Raw genomic sequence first — 16,967 nt, 5'->3', positions numbered from 1 at the left:
GTGTTCGGAACGATGTGTAAGGAGGTTTCTGTGAGCTTACCTCTAAGAGGAGACTCAATGACGACCGATTCGACGATCACTCCTGAACTGCTGGACCGGCTTCTTGCAAACTACAGCAAGCCAGAAGACCTGACCGGCGAGAACGGGCTGTTCAAGCAGCTCAAAGAAGGCCTTGATCGAGCGCGCGCTTGGGGCCGAGCTGACCGAGCATTTAGGCTACGAGAAGGACGATCCCGCCGGCCGGGGCTCGGGCAAAGCCGCAACGGGACGAGCTCGAAGACGATCCTGACGAAGGATGCGAGATCGAGATTACCCTGCCTCGCGATCGGGCCGGCAGCTTCGAGCCGCAGTTGATCGCCAAGGGCAGATCCGGTTCGATGGCTTCGACGACAAGGTCCTGAGCCTCTATGCCCGCGGCATGACGGTGCTGGAGATCCAGGGCCACCTGGCCAAGCTCTACGGCGCCGAGGTCTCGCCCGATCTCATCAGCCGGGTGACCGACGCCGTCCTCGAAGAGGTCCGAAAATGGCAGAGCCAGCCGCTCGACGCCGTGTACCCGATCGTTTTTTTCGACGCGCTGCGGGTCAAGATGCGCGACGAAGGGCTGGTCAAGAAGAAGGCAGTCTACGTTGCGCTCGCCTACAACGGCGACGGCGAGAAAGATGTGCTCGGGCTCTGGATCGAGCAGACCGGAGGGCGCCAAGTTTTGGCTGCGGGTTGTCAATGAGCTGAAGGCGCGCGGCGTCAATGCCATCCTGATTGCCGTCGTCGACGGACTGAAGGGCTTCCCCGACGCGATCATACCGGTCTACCCGCAGACGCTGGTGCAGACCTGCATCGTGCACCTGATCCGCAACAGACTTGCCTTCGTCTCCTGGAAGGACCGCAAGGCGATACTGCCCTCAATCAAGGCGATCTATCGGGCCGAGAGCACCGCATCTTGCCGAGATTGGCTCCCGCGCAACATTTCGACGAAAGCGGTTGGGATGGTCTCAAAGCCGCGGCGAATATCCCCGCGGTACTTGATCTTCCCCGCGGCCAGCAGAGGCGCGACGTGGGCCAGCATCTCGTTATGGTAGTCCACGACGAAATCGCTCACCAAGAGGTTCTTCACCGCCACGCTCCGCGCTTTGAAGATCGACTCACCCATTTCATCAGCGCTACGCGCCTGTTGACGCCGCCGTCCATATCACCACAGTGAGCGATAAAGCCGCAGATGGTCATCCGCGCCGCCTGGTTGAACGCGGCAGCAATGCCTCGAACACCTTACCATCGACATTCTCGAAATAGGCGTCGTCGCCGCCCCCCGCATCACAGTCGGCGCCCCTTTGGCAAGGCGAGGCATTGCCGCAATAAGCTCGACTTGCCGCTTCTCTGCGCGGCAACCGTCACCTCGGGCAAATGTCCAGCGATGTGGCGCGGATTCCCGATGATCACTTTGCATGGAGAACCGCATACGGTGCACAGCGGCTGCCAGTGATATGGCTTCCGACGCTCTGCATTTCCCGGGCACCGGCGAAAGCGCTTGCATCGGCCATTGCGAAAATGGACACAGGGAACTTCGCTTTCACCCGAGTTGACGCAGAATTTCGGCCATATCGGCGTCAATCTTGGCTGAATTCGTCCCGAAGGAAAGCTATGCTTCGCACATGACACTGCAGCCCACACGCTCTCTTGGAGTCCTGCACCTCGAACGCGGGCTGCCGCCCGACGCCCCGCGCCCGGCGCCGCTGCCCGGCGCGTTGCTCAATCCGGCGACCTTCAACTTCCCGGTCATCTCGGAAACCGTCGCGGGAGCTTGGGTGGAGAACGTTGTCCGCGGGGATCCATCGCTCGAGCCGGCCTACATCGCTGCCGCTCGGCGGCTGGTTGAACGAGGCGCCGTCGCGATAAGCTCGACCTGCGGCTTTTCTGTCCGACATCAGCCAGCCGTGGCCGCTTCGGTGACTGTACCGGTAGTGATGTCGAGTCTGCTCCTGTTGCCAGCGCTGCTCCGCCAGGTGCCCTCCTCCGCCAAGATTGCCGTCCTGACCTACGACTCGACGTACCTGAGCGAAGATCTGCTCGGGGTGGATGATCCGGCCGATCGGGCAAGGATCGTGATCGGTGGCATCGAGGGCGGAAAGTTCTGGCACGACGAGTTGAAGCGCCCACCGCCGCCGGTCGACGTCGCCGCGATCGAGACCGATGTCGCTGCCTGTGTCACGCGACTGCGGGCCGCGGATCCAGAGATCGTGGCTGTGCTGTTTGAGTGCGCGGCCTTCCCGTTGGTTGCGCAGGTGGTCCGCCGTATTGCGAAGTTACCTGTCTACGACATCACGGACCTCTGCCGGCTGGTGCTCGCGTCCATCGCAGGTCATTGTTAGATGTAGACTAAACGCGGACGCGGCCAGAGGCTGAGACAGATATTCTGCAACAGCGCAGTTCGCCAATGAAACCTTTGCGGCCGCCCAGCTACAATGTCACGCATCGTGCCGTGTAGGGAAATCATCTAACCAGCATCAGGAGAAACGCTCATGCCCGCATTTGGTCAACAAGAATACCGCGCGCGTATGGCTCGGCTGCGCCAGCAAATGGCGGAGAGGGGTATGGACGCCCTGCTTGTCTTTAACGAGTCGAACATGAACTACCTCACGGGCTATGACGGATACTCGGATTACGTTCCGCAGCTTGCGCTCGTGTGTCAAGACGAGGAAGATCCGTGGCTGATCCTGCGCGAGATGGATGTCGCATGTGCAACGCCAACCTCCTACCTGCCGCACTCGCGCCTTCTCGGCTATCCCGAGAAATTCATCGGTTCGAGCGAGCGGACGCCATGGCAGCCGATTGGAGATCTGATCCGCGAGCGCACCAAGTCAAGCCGCATCGGGGTCGAACTGACGGCCAAGAATTATGGGATCAAGGCCCAAGCCGCCCTTTCCAAATGCCTTGACCTTTCGAAGAGCGTCGACGCCGATGGCATCATCTCCAAGCTGAAGCTGCTGAAGTCCCCGGCTGAGATCGCCTACATGGAGCAGGCCGGAAAGATCGTCGATCGAGCGATGCGGGTCGCGCAACTCGGTGTCGTTCCCGGGGCGCGAGAAGGTGACGTAGCCGCGGCCGTATTGCACGCCTTATGCGCCGGCACACCGGATTTCCCGGGTCATGGCTCCCGCATTTTCCCGACGATGCCGACTGGTCGCCCCGCGACTGCCCCGCATACCAAGTGGACGGACGCGCGCTATGAGATGGATTGCCAGACCAACTTCGAGATCGGCGCGTTCCGATACCGCTATTGCTGCGCGTTGTCCCGGACAGTGTTCTTGGGTGAACCGTCCGCCCGGTCACGGTACGTGCACCAGGCGGTTGTTGACGGCTTCCTGGCGGCGTTTGAAGCAATGCGGGCCGGAGCGACGTGCGGTGACGTCGATCGAACGTTCCGGCGCACCTTCGATCCTCGCGGCGTGCGCAAAGAATCCCGAATCGGCTACTCCCTCGGAATCGATTGGCCCGATGGCGGCGCGAGCCTGCAAGAAGACGACGAGACCGTACTCCAACCCAACATGACCTTCCACTTGATCATCGGCATCTGGGAGAGGGACGACGGTTATGTGTTCAGCGAGACCGTGCGAGTAACTGAAAACGGCGCAAAGTCGCTGAGCAGTATGTCGCACGACATGCTGGTGAATCGCTGAGATTCCAAATCCGGATGGACGGCGGCGCAGTGCCCAGCGTGGGGTGCAGCGTCGCCGGCAGCTCAAGGATTCAAAGGCACATTATGCTCGAGTGAGTGGGAAGTCACTGTGACTTGATGATCGTAGTGACGTCCAAGGGACATGCACCACTGATTACTCTACCTCGCACCTTGATTGGAAAGCCGATGAACGACGCCATTGTCGACGCAGCGAATAAGCATTTCTCATCGAATTATTTCGAAGCTCGTCAAAAGTTTCGTGATTACGTTGGAAAGGCCGATGTTGGCGAGCTTGCAGTTTATCCATCGCCGGCTCGTGGACCTCGTGGAGAAGAACTCTCGACGGATGTTGCCTGGTTTGGTGACCGGCGCGCACCAAAAGTGGGGATCATGGTGTCGGCCACGCATGGCGTCGAAGGATATTGTGGATCCGCGGCACAGCTCGATTGGCTGGCTGAGCGTGAATACGAGAAGCTCAGATCTGATGAAGCGATGTTGCTGATCCATGCTATCAATCCTCATGGGTTCGCATGGGATCGGCGCATCACGCAAGAAGGATGCGACCTCAATCGAAACTTTGTCGATTTCACCGCCCCCTTACCTGATAACGAAGCGTACGATCTGCTTGTTGATTGTATTGTGCCACGTGAGCTGGACGGACCACTTTTCGCTGCTGCCGAGGCAAAATTGGAGGAGTTCCGCACGGCACACGGCGACACCGCTTTACGAAAGGCTCGCACTAGCGGGCAATACCGGCATCCGACTGGGATGTTCTTTGGGGGTTTCGGCCCCACTGTTGCACGCCAAACACTCGAACGGATCGTATTGGACCACGGCATCGACTCTCGCCGGTTTGGTTTGGTCGTCGACTACCACACGGGCCTTGGACCTTATGGTTATGGTGAGCTGCAATGCGAGCAGGCATCAGGAATGTCAGGGTATCAACGTGCACGTGACATTTTTGGCCCTTCAGTTACGTCGCCAGAACTTGGCACCTCATCGGCTGTTGTGCTCAATGGCACGCAGGATGACTATTGGCAGAGGCTCCTCGGCGATCGGCACGTCTACGTTTGTTTGGAGTTCGGAACCTATCCCGCGCAGGAAGTCAGATCAGCATTGCGCGCTGACCATTGGCTTTACGCCTATGGTCAAGCCGAACTTGAAACAGAAACTGGTCATGAAATTCGAAGGCGCGTAAGGCAGATTTACTATCCAGAGCTAGGCGATTGGAAGGAGATGGTACTATACCGCAGCCGCCAGGTTCACCGGCAAATGGTCGAAGGCCTGCGGCTATAGAAACTCGCCGCCGCTTCACACAGAGTGTGCGCTTGTATCACCGAGGAGCAGTGGCAATCACGGGCGGCTGTAGGTCCGCAATACGCGTCGGCGAGCTCTACTGCCGCTTCGCCTCGATCGAGAGGGCGCCGAAGAGCGTCGACCTCTCCGCGCTTTCGAGCTCTAGCAGGCCGTTGAAGAACTCAGCCGCGTTCGCAAACGAAGGCTGATCGTCGCCATTGTGGATGTAGAAGTGGCCAACGAGCCTGCCCGCAGTGCCGATCATGGCCCATCCGCGACCACAGGACGGATCATTCTCGTCGTGCCCCTCCCATGAGAACTCGGCGCAGGCCGATCCGTCGCGGGTGCCGTAGCGAACATCCAGGAAGCCCTTGAGAGCCCCAAACGCTATTTCGCCATCGGACTTGCCACGGAAGGTGAGATGCGCCTCTCCGACAAGATCGAGGAAGTCGCTGTCCCAGTTGTCCATTTCGACGCTGCGCCAGCGGCCGGCAAAGGCCTTGGCAAAGCCGGGCACCTTGGCCATCAACCGGTCTCCGCGATCAGCTTGGGCAGCCGCACCAGATTGTAAGCGGCCGCAGCGAAGGTAAAGGCCCATCCGACCCGATCACGGCCACGGAATCTGGTCTTCTCTTGCCCGGCGACCGTCTTGATCCAGCCGAATGCCTCCTCAATCCGCTTGCGGATGCGCTGGCTGACAGCATAACCGCCGTGCCGGGTCGTACGCCCGTCGATCGCAGAGCTACGGCCGCTGCGGATTCCGAGATGATGGTGCGCACCGTACCGACTTGATGGCGCGCAGGGTTCCGAGATGATCGCGCGCAGCATTCCGAGCATTCTCCGCGCAGCATTCCGATTTGATCGCGCGCAGTTTCGGATGGTGTGAGGCCCGATCGTTGGGCCAATTCTCCGGCTGGAAGCAGCTGGGAGGATTGGATGCCAACGAGGAGGGTTATCATGCGCCAGATGCGCGAGATTGTGAGGTTGAGCCTTGAGGCTGGGCTCTCGACGCGCGTGGTTGGCGAGCGCGTCGGCATCGGACCGACGACGGTACGTGACACGCTGAAGCGGTTTGCGCGCGCGGGTCTGGCATGGCCGGTCCCGGAAGCGACAAGCGACGCCGAGCTGGAGCAACTGCTGTACGGGGTGCCTGGCGTGAAGCCCGGTCGTCGCAAGGTGGCCGAGCCTGACTGGTCCGTTGTTGCCCGCGAGCTCAAGCGCAAGCATGTGACTCTGCAGGTGCTGTGGGACGAGTACATTGCAGAGCATCCGGACGGGTACCGGTACAGCCGCTTCTGTGACTTGTTCCGCAATTGGGAAGGCCGGCTGCCGCTGGTGATGCGCCAGCACCACGGCGGCGGCGAGAAATTGTTTGTCGACTATGCCGGCGACACGGTGCCGGTGGTTGACCGTAAGACTGGCGAGGTGCGTGACGCGCACATCTTCGTCGCGGTCATGGGCGCATCCAGCTTGTCGTTCGCGCTGGCGACGTGGACCGAGCAGCTCGGCGACTGGATCGCGGGACATAACGCGGCCTACAGCTTTTTTGGAGGCGCGACGCAACTGCTGGTGCCCGACAACGCCAAGGTCGCGGTGATCAAGGCCTGCCTCTATGACCCTATGGTCAACCGCAGCTACAGCGATATGGCGCAGCATTACGGCACGGCGATTTTGCCGGCACGGCCGCGTCGCCCGAGAGATAAGGCGAAGGTTGAGGCCTGCGTCGGAATCATCGAGCGCTGGCTGCTGGGGCGGCTGCGCAACCGAACTTTTTACAGCCTGGCCGAACTCAACGGTGCGATCGCCGAGTGGCTGGCCAAGCTCAATGACGGACGGGTGCTGCGCCAGTATGGCCGCACACGGCGCCAGCTGTTCGAGGAAATTGACGCGCCGAATCTTAAACCGCTTCCCGGCAAGCCGTGGGTCCATGCCGAATGGCGCCGATGCCGGGTCGGGCTCGACTATCACGTCGAGGTCGAACGACACTACTACTCGGTGCCCTATCGCTTCGCCCGTCGCGAGGTAGAAGCGCGGATCTGTGCGCAAACGATTGAAATCTTCCTGGGGGGCGAGCGTATTGCCGCGCATATGCGCGGCAGCGGCAACGGGCGGCACACGACGATCAGCGCCCACATGCCCTCAAGCCACCGGCGCTATGGCGAGTGGACGCCGGCAAAGATCCGCAGCGAGGCAAGCCGGATCGGCCCGATGCTGCGCCTGCTGATCGACCGGATCATCGAGGATCGGCCGCATCCCGAACAGGGCTATCGTTCGTGCCTGGGGATCATCCGGCTTGAGAAGCGCTTTGGCGCCGAGCGCCTCGAGGCGGCCGCGCTGCGCGCAATTGAGATCCAGGCTCGCAACTACCCGAGCGTCAAATCGATCCTCGAGAAGGGGCTCGATCGCGTTGCAACGCCCACGTCCCCCGAGCGCGAGCCGATCCTACACACCAACATCAGAGGCTCGGACTATTACCACTAATAGGGAAGAAAATGCTGACACACCCCACGCTCCACTTGCTTACCCAGCTCGGCCTTACCGGCATGGCCGAAGCCTTTAAGAGCCTTGCCGACAACGAGGAGGTCCATGGCCTCGCTCACGCCGAATGGTTGGCGCTGCTGCTGGACCATGAAGCGACCTGGCGTAACAACCGGCGCCTGGCGCTTCGCCTTCGTAAGGCAAAGCTGCGTCATCATGCCGTGCCCGAGGATATCGACTACCGCGCCCCCCGTAGGCTCGACCGCCGCTTGTTCGACATGCTGCTCAAGGGAGACTGGATCAAGAACCACGAAAATTGCGCCATTGTCGGGCCGACAGGCATCGGGAAAAGTTGGCTTGGCTGTGCACTTGGTCACAAGGCCTGCCGGGACAACCACTCGGTACTTTACACCCGGCTGCCGCGGTTGTTCGAAGAACTGGACCTTGCCCGGGGCGACGGCCGACTCAGCTCGCGGATGAAGAGCATCGCCGCCGTCGAGCTCCTGATTTTGGACGATTGGGGCCTCCAGGCCATCGACGCCAACGCGCGGCATCATCTGCTCGAAATCCTCGAAGATCGCTACGGCCGTCGGTCGACGCTCGTCACCAGCCAGCTTCCAATTGCCAAATGGCATGAGCTCATAAACGACCCAACTTATGCTGATGCCATACTCGATCGCCTGCTTCACAACGCTCACAGGCTCGAACTGAACGGTGACTCCATGCGTCGTCCGCCCGTTCTTCCTCGGCCTTGATTACGCGGTCTGCCAATGAAGACCGAGACTGCAGCCCGCGAAGCTGACCGGCCGCTACGGCACTGTTGGGGGCGCGCGTCCGGTCAGCTTCGCTCCCATCGAGCGACACCATCAAACATGCGACGCGATCTCTTCGGCAGCCGCTTGACCACGGACTAACGATAGTGCCAATTGCCTTTAACGATCGGGTACTTCACCTGCGCGCGATCAGATCGGAACGCTGCGCGGCATCAGATTGGAATACCTGCGCGCGATCATCGGAATCCGCAGACCCCGTCCAACTCATCGGCGAGGTGCGCCAGCCGATCCCACCCGCGCCGGGAAAGCGCGAGCGTTACGATTACGAGTACCGTCGCAACGGCACTGTCAATCTCTTCGTCACCTTCGACCCGCATCGGGCCTGGCGCAAGGTCAAGGTCACTGAACGGCGCACCGTCGTCGACTATGCTCACTGCATGCGCGAACTCGTCGACGTCCATTACCCCAAGGCCGCCTGCATCCGTGTCATGCAAGACAACCTGTCGATCCATGCCCCGGGCGCCCTCTACCAGGCCTTTGCGCCCGCTGAGGCCCGCCGCATCTTGCGTCGCCTCGAGTTCCACTACACCCCGAAACACGCCAGTTGGCTCAATATGGTCGAGATCGAGATCGGCGTGCTCCAAGGGCAGTGTCTCGGCCGCCGGATCGACGATCCAAAACGCCTTAGAAACGAGATCGCAGCATGGGAGCGGCAGCGAAACAAAACTCGCGCCCGTATCAACTGGATGTTCACAAAGGACAAAGCTCGCACCAAACTGGGGCGCGCCTATCCAGGCATACCCAAAGAGTCAAAATGACTGTGACGAGCTACTAGGACGTCCAGCAGTTCTTGAAGTACCGTCAGACCGATAACCCGCCAGTGGCTGCTGCCAGTGCGTCGTTCAGCACCTCGACCGCTTATCGGATCGAGAAGGATCCCCGGCTCCCATCGCAGAAGAAGGCTCCCCGCGGCCGACGGCCGGACCCGTTGGCCAGCGCGTTTGAGACCAAGATCATGCCGATGCTGAAGGCCGCTCCGGCGTGCGGCTCGTCGCGATCTTCGAGGAGATGTTACGGCGCCATCCCGAACTCGGCGCTGGCGTCCGTCACACACTGGAGCGCCGGATCCGCATCTGGCGAGCGATCGAAAACGGATGGCGCATCTTCTTCACCCGAACCACCTACCTCGTGCAGAAGCTCCGGTGGCTCGTCGCGAACTCGCCGCCATCAATCGTCTCGATCGCGTCGATCTCCCGGTCCTTGATGATCTTGCCCATGTCACCAAGGACCAGGCCGAGACCAGCGTGCTGTTCGAACTCATCAACGCATGCTACGAACGGCGCTCGATGCCGATCACCGCCAATCAGCCATTCGGCGAATGGAACAGGGTCTTCCCGGCCCCCGCCATGACGCTCGCCGCCATCGATCGCCCCGTCCACCACGCCACCATGATCGAGATAAACGTTGAGAGATATCGCCGCGCACTCTGATCGAGCGAAAGCGCTGTCCTGGACGGCCGCCGGAGCACGCGACACAAAAACACTCGCTTGATTGACGCTCCGCGACAATCAGAGCCAACAAAACTCTTGCACGCGACAATCATCACGGTGATCGTCATCACGCTGCGACACTGACTCGCCATCCTGATTGTCGCGCTCTTCGCACCCAGATTACTGCGCTATATCTAGGCGTCCCTCGCGTCATGAGCGCGCCGCGGCAAGTGATTCCGTAAGTGCACATGCCATGCAGAATCGGTCTGTAAAATCCGGCCCGCTTGGCGTATGCCGGATCGGAGTGCAGCGGGTTGCGGTCGCCGCAGAGCCGATAGATGAGCGCCTGGTCGGGGTGCGTGGAGATATCAATGGTCTTGTCCGGCGCGCGGGCCGGCACTTGGTGCGGCTCGGGCTAGCCCTCCGAGGGCCCGCCAAAGCCGCCATCAGCACGTGCAAAGCGCGAGCCTACGAGCGTTGCCAGCCGTTCGCCATCGCTGTTCCTCAGCACCGTCTGGTGTCGAATCACCGCGCCCTTATCCTTGCCCTTATCAAAGACGGCAAGCACGGAGGAATCGGCGGTGATGTGCGCAGCGGTTGGGAGCGGCTTGTGAAAACTGATGTCGCGCTCGCCGTCCATGGACATGACGCGGTCGATATTCATATCGCCCGGCTCAGCCCCACAGGCAGCGACCGCGGCAAAGGTCGGAACCACTTTTAGAGGCCGCGGCACCACGGAGGCCTCGTTGATAAAGGCAAGCTCCTTCTCCTCCATGGGATCGGTGCCCATGCCGATGCCATAGGTGTAGAGCATTACTTCGCGATCGGTGTAGCGGTATTGCTGGCCAAGATGTTTCAAGGCGATCAGCTGCTCATAATTGATTGGCATATGCGGTCTTCTCCTCCTGCCAGGCCCCAGAGCTCTGTTGATTAGTGCCCCTTGCCCCTTGTGCAATCGACCTGATGACGCCCGCGGCGCACAGGACTTTCTCAGCGGCGAACGAACTTTGGGTGATTGCGATCCCGACAGGCACGCCTAGCCATCCATCGCTCAATGCCCATGGAACACCGCCTTGCGCTTCTCAACAAAGGCTTTCGCTGCCTCCTTGTGATCGGCGGTTTCGCTTGAGCGGGTGTGATGGATCGCCTCGCCGTCAAAGCAGTCCTCTCAAGCGGGAGATGCTCGGCGTTGTTGATGTTTGCACTTGATATAGCCGAGCGCCACCGATGGCCCTTGCGCCAGCGACATCGCAAGCTCGCGTGCGGCTGCATCGATGGCGGTATCCGGCGTCACTTTGTTCACGACACCGAGCATGAGCGCTTCATTCGCGCTGAGCACTGGCGACATCAGGTAAAGCTCGCGTGCCTTCGCGCTGCCTATGAGTTGGGTGAGGAAATATGTGCCGCCATAGTCGCTCGCCGGAGAGCCCGACTTTGGCAAAAGCAGTAGTGATCTTGCAGGACTCGCTTGCGATGCGAAGATCGCAAGCGAGCGCCATGGACAGCCCTGCGCCGGCCCCTGCGCCGTCAAGCTGCGCTACTACCGGCTTTGACGTCTGATGCAGGATGCGCGAGACTTCCATGCCGCGGCGCAGGTTTGCGACCTTGGCTTCGAATGGAAGCGGTGCTCTTCCCTCGGCCATCCCCTTGACGTCACCGCCGACACAGAAGGTCCCGCCGGCGCCTTTGATCAGCACGGCGCGCACCTTATGATCTTCGCTCGCGCGCCGCGCGACCGCAACCAGCTCCACGAGCATATCCGGGTGCAGCGCATTGCGCCGCTCGGGGCGGTTCAAGGTGATGGTGAGAAGTCCGGACTCGAGGTGCTGCAGCACCATTTCAATTGAGCTCATGGGATGTCGTGTTTCTTTTATATCAGCATTGAGCTTGGCCGAAATCATCGAGCTTGGCCGAAAGCATCGGAAACAATTTCTAGACAAAAATTGTCCTGGTCACCAAAGCTGAAGTGCCGACACCGCGCCCACGAAAACGTCTGCAGCCGAGCAGCGCGCAAGGGTCGTTGCGCGATTCCGAGCGTCAGCGGTTCACCAGAATCGCGCGACACGCTGTTCAGCGATTTTGCGCCGATTTCGGTCACAGGCACGGTTTCACTGAAGATGTAACCTCCTCCCACCCCCAATTGCCAACGATCATATGGAAGGTGCGCTTTGTTGGAGGACGGCCTAGTCATCACCTGGGAGCCGGCACAGACTATTTGGCGCAAGCTCATAACCTGCAAAGGGAACGCTCACCAGCGAATGGGAAGGCCTTGATAGTCCTGAAACCTGCCACTCGTTGCAGCTGTCAGCTGCGCGATCCGCGCTATGAGCCCGCGAGCGCTCTCTTCAGCAGAGATGTAGGCGTCCTGGCCGCCCATGTCGGTCTGAACCCACCCGGGGTCCAGGATTGCCACGAGAATGCCGTCGCCCGCCCAGCTGCGAGACAGTGTGCGCATTCCATGGTTGAGTGCGGCCTTCGACGGTCCGTAGGCGTACCTGCCCGGCTGAGCGGCGCTGATGGAACCCATGATGCTGCTGATCGCCACCAACTTCTTCTCGGAACTGCGCGCAAGGTTCTCGCGCAGCGCCTGGGCGATGAGCATCGGAGCGAGAGCGTTGACGCGCATCGTCGTAATCCAGCCCGCGGCCTCTACACGCTCGTTCGAAAGGCCGGTGACACCCGCATTGTTGATCAGGATGTCGATCGGCCGATCGCCGATTTCACGCTTTAAGGACAACGCGGCCCCCTCGTCGGCAACATCAAGCTGAACGACCTTTACGCGTCCGCCCGATGAGCGCGCGAGTTCCCCAAGCGCATCGGCCTTCGCCGGTTCACGGCAGCACGCGATAACCTCGGCGCCTTGGGAGGCGTATTGCCACGCAAGGGCGAGACCGATGCCGCGGTTGGCGCCTGTAATGAGAACTGTCGTCATCCAGAAAATGCTCCCGCTTGCGTGCGCCGCCAATCGCAGCGCCGTACATCTTGACTTGCGACGTTCACCACCCGGTCCGGCTCGTTACTCAGGAATACTTTCCAGAGCGCTCAATCGAAATAGACATAGAAGCGCGCCTCGACACTCTCGCGCGGCCTCGCGTTCGGGAACGCCCGACGGTTGTCAAAGGCCGAGTGAGCCGAGCGAGGGTCGTAGTGCCGGTCCGAATCATATCCCGTAAACAGAACGACTTCGTCCGGATGCATGCCGGAGAAGTAGTACCAGCGGATAGCGGCGCCGTAGTGAAGGCATATGCTCTTGTGGTCCTTACCGAGATGACTTCTGAAGGTGTGCTCGAAAAGGTTGGTGTCGTAAATCGTGCTGGCGTCCGCGAATGCCAACGGAAAGTCCTGCGGAGGCGGCGACAACGCGCGCCACGCCTGAACGATCATCATCCGCGAGTAGAGGGGACTCGGAATGCCTTGCGCCTGATTCTCCTGCGCCGCGAGCAGAGGGGCGGAAACGGGAGCAAAGTCGATATGCGCATTGTAGGAAACGGGACGAACTCCGGCCGCGGGGCTGGCCGACGCCAAGCGCATGACGACGCCATCGCGTCTTGGCACGACCCAGGATGCATTGAAGAAGTCTTTGATGAACGGGACCATTTCATCAATGTACTTCTGACGCATGACCTCGGGATCGCGCACGTCCGCGCAAGACGTCTTGTGCGGAACGAGGATAAAGCCTTCGCGATCTAGAGAAAGCTCGTCAACGATGGGCCGAGCATCTCGGATATCAACGTCATAGAGAACCTGGGGCGCACCAGCGTCATATAGCGGCGCGGCCACTTCAGGAGCCCGCTCCCCTGGCGAGCGCCGAGCAAAGGCGATTTCACCCTTCACAAGGTCAAGGCGATTACGGTCCACTCGCGCCTCGTGTGCCATACTTGTCATAGTTCTTATCCTCCCTCGCTCGTTGCCCCCACAACTTCTCAAGGATACGAAAAGCCGACGCTCGATGTCCGCAAAATGAGGCAGTTGGCGCAGCATTTATGCGCAAAGGTCCGATTCTGAGCAGGTTCTCCAAGTCCCCCGATCCTACGTCCTGGGCCTATGAGAAGAGCACCGCGTCGCACCCGCCCCGATGGCATACCGACCTGAGGGCGTCAGCTGCTTGGCGTGCTTACCTCCTCGTCGTGGACGGATCGCTGGCGAGTCAGCGCGGTTCGATGAAGCTCAGAGCTTTGCACTCGACATACAACGATCGCTCGAGAGTGTTCCTGTCTAAACCTGAGATCGATGCTCACGCCTGAGCAGCCGACGGGTCGGTCGCGGTAGGGCGCTGGTTTCCCAGCCCCCCCGCTCAGATCCGTACGTGCGGAGCTACCGCATACGGCTACTGCCTTGGGTCATGACGTGTACCGCGGATTGGGATGCGGATGATAGGCGCGGACTTTCGGGATGTATCACCTAACGTGACGCTGGAATCGATCCCAGGCCATGCGGGAGCGCTGGCTGCGTCGGCGAAGCGAGCGCAGCCATGCCCGGCAGACCTCGGCGCGGAACGTGGTAGCTCAGGTACCCTGCACCACGCGACGGAGCCAGGCGCCGATCTCAGCGATGGGCGCATGGCGGCGTTTCATCAGGTCATGTCGTATCGCCCTCAGCGTCGCCCGCATGCGGCAGGCGATGGTCACGCGCCGGATTGTGAAGTGCGGATTCATTCGGGTCACAGCGCAGATGTGCGTGAACCCGAGGAAGTCGAACGTTTCCGGGCGGCGTTGCCCCCGGTGTGCGCGGCGCTCGGCCGCGTACCGTCCAAATTCCAGAATCCGTGTCTTCTCCTCATTCAGCGAGAGACCGAACTTCGCCATCCGCTCACGCAGTGAGTCGAGAAAGCGTAAGGCCTCGGACTTTGTTTCGAAGCCCACGACGCTGTCGTCCGCATAGCGGACGACGATGAGATCCCCTTTCGCCGTTTTGCTTCGCCACTGGCGGGTCCAGAGGTCGAAGACGTGGAGAGTAGGCCGAAGGAATTGCACCTTCGGCCTCTCGCAGAACGGTGCATGAGCCTCTCGACTCACACCGCTCCCATCAGACAAACGCGCCGATCCCTCCAAAGCGCCAATGGGCGAACAAAGACGGGTTCTGCTCTGCAATTCTCTGCATGAGCATGCTGGCCCGCACTTTGTGTCCACGTAGCCGGCTGTATTTCCGCATGATCCAGGCACGTATCGTGTAGTCTGCATGCCTGTATATCGGCCACATCGCAGACGGATAGAATTGCCCGTAGTAAGCGATCCACCCCCGGAGGATTGGATTGAAAATACGAGCGAACTCCTCCAGGCTGAGATGGGACTGATTGCGAAGATTGAGCCGCCGCGTGTGTGCCCGCATGGCCTTAAGAGATTTTGCACTGACTGCGGGTGAGAAGCTCGTGAAGAGTATGCCCCTTGCACGCACTCTGGCACCCCGCGCTCGGAACTCGTAACCCAAGAAGTCAAACTTCGTGTTAGGGTACGAATCCTTTCGATTTGAGTCCTTGCAGTAAACAATCTGCGTTTTATCTGGATGCATCTCCAGGCCACATGCTGCAAGTCGAGCTTGCAGCGCCGTCTTAATGGCGTCTGCTTCGACTTCAGTCCTGCAATGCACGAGCCCGTCATCAGCATAGCGGCACCAAGGAAGGTCCGGAAACATCCTCGTCATCCAGACATCGAACGCATAGTGCATAAACAAATTACTCAAGACGGGACTAACCACACCGCCTTGAGGAGTTCCTCGGGTTCGTTCAACCAGAGTTCCGTCCTCTTGTTGTAGCGGCGCGGTATGCCAACGTTTGACGTAAGCGTTACCCACTTGCACGTCGTGTGTTTCTCGATCGCTTTCAGTAGAAGCGCGTGGTCGATGTTGTCGAACAGACCTTTAATATCAAATTCCAAAACCCAATCGTATCGCCAGCAACGATCGCGGGTGACAGCGATTGCATCCAGCGCCGATTTCTTCGGACGATAGCCGAAAGAATCGGGCAGGAAGATAGATTCTAGAATCGGTTCAAGGTATTGCTTGACAACCGTCTGTGCCACGCGGTCGGCCACTGTAGGCACACCGAGAATTCTTTCCCCGCCATTCTTCTTCGGAATGGCGACCGCTTTGACCGGCGGCGGAAAATAGCTTCCCGACGTCAGCCTGTTCCAGATTTTATACAGATTGCCCTTCAAGTCCCTTTCGAAGTCAGTGATCGTCTCCTCATCCACGCCAGCAGCACCCGCATTGGCTCGGACGGCCTTGTAGGCTTTCCACACTTGCTGCTTCGAGATATCAAACGGTTTTCGCTGCACTCACGCGCCTCCTCCTCTTGCGAGTTGAACGCCAAATACAGCTGTCTGACCCGACCCCTTTGCTCCAGCCGCATTACCAGCCTTCATCGTTCGTACGAGTCGGTCCGTCCCAGTGCTCCGCATCGGGTGTTTCGCCTTGTGGTTTTGGCCACTTGTGCTTTTCCCTTGCCATCGGAACGACTGGTTCCCGCAGTGCCGTACTGAAGCCTGAGTCAGAGTCACGCCCCCTATACACCGGCCGCCATCTGTCCAGTAATCAGGTTTCCGACAGATTTGTCCCGGGCTCTGCACCCGCACCCGGTTTTGACGACATTTGATTTTAACGACGCGTCTTCGAGGGTTTATTTGCATTCGTCTCTCTGACTCGCACCTGCTGGGGTTCTTCCCCACGCTTTACTCCAGCGCTCACGACCATGGCTCTTTACCTAGGCCGCCTGGAGTGGTTTGAAGCCTGCGCCTGAAAACCGACTTCGGAGGGCCCGCCTCCATCTTCCGTACAGCTTCTTGTTTGATTGGATTAGTTCATCCTGAACCTCCTCTCTTACGACTGCGGCACACAGTGCAGATAAATATTGGCGAGGAGCGGCGAGATCACCGCGCCCTGCGGCGTACCTATCCGTGCTAAAGACTTCGATCCACTTTCGACAACGCCAGCGGTCAGCCACTTGCGTATCAATCGCAAGAGCCGGCGGTCTGCGATCCTGTGCTCGAGGAACCGCATGTCGGCGTCGAGCACCCAGTTCACTCTTTTCTGATGGATGCCGATCCAGAGTGCGTCCAGCGCTTTATGCTGACTTCACCCCTCCCGGAATCCGTAGGAAAAGCCGAGGAAGTCCGCCTCGTAGATGGCATTCAGGACCGTCGTAACCGCATGCTGGACGATCTTATCCTCCAGCGCAGCGATTCCGAGCGGTCTCAGTTTGGCGCGCGAACATATCTCGTGATCGCCAACGCGGCTCGAAACCCTTGATGAGATGGGTTTGAG

The 16,967-nt window shown here is 59.9% G+C and carries 10 protein-coding genes and 9 pseudogenes; 9 read left to right on the top strand and 10 right to left on the bottom strand.

Features of this window, described 5'->3' with window-relative positions:
• Positions 1 to 57: 57 nt before the first annotated feature.
• Positions 58 to 926 (top strand): annotated as a pseudogene (locus ACVMIH_RS37125) (IS256 family transposase); the annotation flags it as partial.
• Here the strand turns inward: ACVMIH_RS37125 and ACVMIH_RS37120 are convergent.
• Positions 917 to 1,150 carry a hypothetical protein gene (locus ACVMIH_RS37120; RefSeq protein WP_456866716.1) on the bottom strand — a complete coding sequence of 78 codons (234 nt, stop codon included), beginning with the start codon at positions 1,148 to 1,150 and terminating at the stop codon, positions 917 to 919. The pseudogene ACVMIH_RS37125 and the gene ACVMIH_RS37120 overlap by 10 nt on opposite strands.
• Before the next feature lie 460 nt (positions 1,151 to 1,610).
• Here ACVMIH_RS37120 and ACVMIH_RS37115 point away from each other — a divergent pair, with 460 nt between their 5' ends.
• The 3 genes from ACVMIH_RS37115 (at position 1,611) to ACVMIH_RS37105 (ending at position 4,969) form a co-directional block, all read left to right on the top strand.
• Complete coding sequence (locus tag ACVMIH_RS37115; protein WP_456865296.1) at positions 1,611 to 2,366, top strand: hypothetical protein; 756 nt, start codon at positions 1,611 to 1,613, stop codon at positions 2,364 to 2,366.
• A 150-nt stretch (positions 2,367 to 2,516) separates the two neighbouring features.
• The gene (locus ACVMIH_RS37110; protein WP_456865293.1) at positions 2,517 to 3,674 is read left to right on the top strand and encodes a M24 family metallopeptidase; all 1,158 of its coding nucleotides are present in this window, start codon (positions 2,517 to 2,519) and stop codon (positions 3,672 to 3,674) included.
• A gap of 185 nt (positions 3,675 to 3,859) precedes the next feature.
• A complete protein-coding gene (locus ACVMIH_RS37105; RefSeq protein ID WP_456865290.1) occupies positions 3,860 to 4,969 on the top strand; it encodes a M14 family metallopeptidase in 1,110 nt (369 codons plus the stop codon).
• A gap of 182 nt (positions 4,970 to 5,151) precedes the next feature.
• On the opposite strand, the pseudogene ACVMIH_RS37100 reads toward ACVMIH_RS37105, so the two are convergent.
• Both ACVMIH_RS37100 and ACVMIH_RS37095 read right to left on the bottom strand, forming a co-directional pair.
• Positions 5,152 to 5,495, bottom strand: a pseudogene (locus tag ACVMIH_RS37100) (hypothetical protein).
• A pseudogene (locus ACVMIH_RS37095) lies at positions 5,495 to 5,722 on the bottom strand (transposase); the annotation flags it as partial. The pseudogenes ACVMIH_RS37095 and ACVMIH_RS37100, both read right to left, overlap by 1 nt.
• A gap of 204 nt (positions 5,723 to 5,926) precedes the next feature.
• Between ACVMIH_RS37095 and istA the strand changes: the two are divergent.
• From istA to ACVMIH_RS37070, 5 genes and pseudogenes are all read left to right on the top strand, one after another.
• The gene (istA, locus tag ACVMIH_RS37090; RefSeq protein WP_456865219.1) at positions 5,927 to 7,450 is read left to right on the top strand and encodes an IS21 family transposase; all 1,524 of its coding nucleotides are present in this window, start codon (positions 5,927 to 5,929) and stop codon (positions 7,448 to 7,450) included.
• A gap of 11 nt (positions 7,451 to 7,461) precedes the next feature.
• On the top strand, positions 7,462 to 8,202 hold the full coding sequence (gene istB / locus ACVMIH_RS37085; protein ID WP_253624463.1) for an IS21-like element helper ATPase IstB: 741 nt from the start codon (positions 7,462 to 7,464) through the stop codon (positions 8,200 to 8,202).
• Positions 8,203 to 8,474: 272 nt separating this feature from the next.
• Positions 8,475 to 9,038, top strand: a pseudogene (locus tag ACVMIH_RS37080) (IS630 family transposase); the annotation flags it as partial.
• 32 nt (positions 9,039 to 9,070) lie between these two features.
• A pseudogene (locus ACVMIH_RS37075) lies at positions 9,071 to 9,405 on the top strand (IS21 family transposase); the annotation flags it as partial.
• The gene (locus ACVMIH_RS37070) at positions 9,375 to 9,710 is read left to right on the top strand and encodes an ATP-binding protein (protein ID WP_456865287.1); all 336 of its coding nucleotides are present in this window, start codon (positions 9,375 to 9,377) and stop codon (positions 9,708 to 9,710) included. The pseudogene ACVMIH_RS37075 and the gene ACVMIH_RS37070, both read left to right, overlap by 31 nt.
• A 127-nt stretch (positions 9,711 to 9,837) precedes the next feature.
• Here the strand turns inward: ACVMIH_RS37070 and ACVMIH_RS37065 are convergent.
• The 7 genes and pseudogenes from ACVMIH_RS37065 to ACVMIH_RS37035 form a co-directional block, all read right to left on the bottom strand.
• Positions 9,838 to 10,599, bottom strand: a pseudogene (locus ACVMIH_RS37065) (MaoC/PaaZ C-terminal domain-containing protein).
• 162 nt (positions 10,600 to 10,761) lie between these two features.
• A pseudogene (locus tag ACVMIH_RS37060) lies at positions 10,762 to 11,563 on the bottom strand (enoyl-CoA hydratase).
• A gap of 395 nt (positions 11,564 to 11,958) precedes the next feature.
• Positions 11,959 to 12,642, bottom strand: a complete 684-nt coding sequence (locus ACVMIH_RS37055) for an SDR family oxidoreductase (RefSeq protein ID WP_456865284.1) — start codon at positions 12,640 to 12,642, stop codon at positions 11,959 to 11,961.
• Positions 12,643 to 12,752: 110 nt separating this feature from the next.
• Positions 12,753 to 13,568 carry a CmcJ/NvfI family oxidoreductase gene (locus ACVMIH_RS37050; RefSeq protein ID WP_456865281.1) on the bottom strand — a complete coding sequence of 272 codons (816 nt, stop codon included), beginning with the start codon at positions 13,566 to 13,568 and terminating at the stop codon, positions 12,753 to 12,755.
• 647 nt (positions 13,569 to 14,215) lie between these two features.
• Positions 14,216 to 14,683 carry a reverse transcriptase domain-containing protein gene (locus tag ACVMIH_RS37045; RefSeq protein ID WP_456865279.1) on the bottom strand — a complete coding sequence of 156 codons (468 nt, stop codon included), beginning with the start codon at positions 14,681 to 14,683 and terminating at the stop codon, positions 14,216 to 14,218.
• A gap of 52 nt (positions 14,684 to 14,735) precedes the next feature.
• A pseudogene (gene ltrA / locus ACVMIH_RS37040) lies at positions 14,736 to 15,982 on the bottom strand (group II intron reverse transcriptase/maturase).
• Between the two features lie 559 nt (positions 15,983 to 16,541).
• Positions 16,542 to 16,898, bottom strand: a pseudogene (locus ACVMIH_RS37035) (reverse transcriptase domain-containing protein); the annotation flags it as partial.
• Positions 16,899 to 16,967 lie beyond the last annotated feature (69 nt).

The sequence above is a fragment of the Bradyrhizobium sp. USDA 4503 genome (assembly GCF_054055815.1).
The sequence above is the reverse complement of the archived record's forward strand: the minus strand, read 5'-3'. Positions and strand labels throughout refer to the sequence as shown.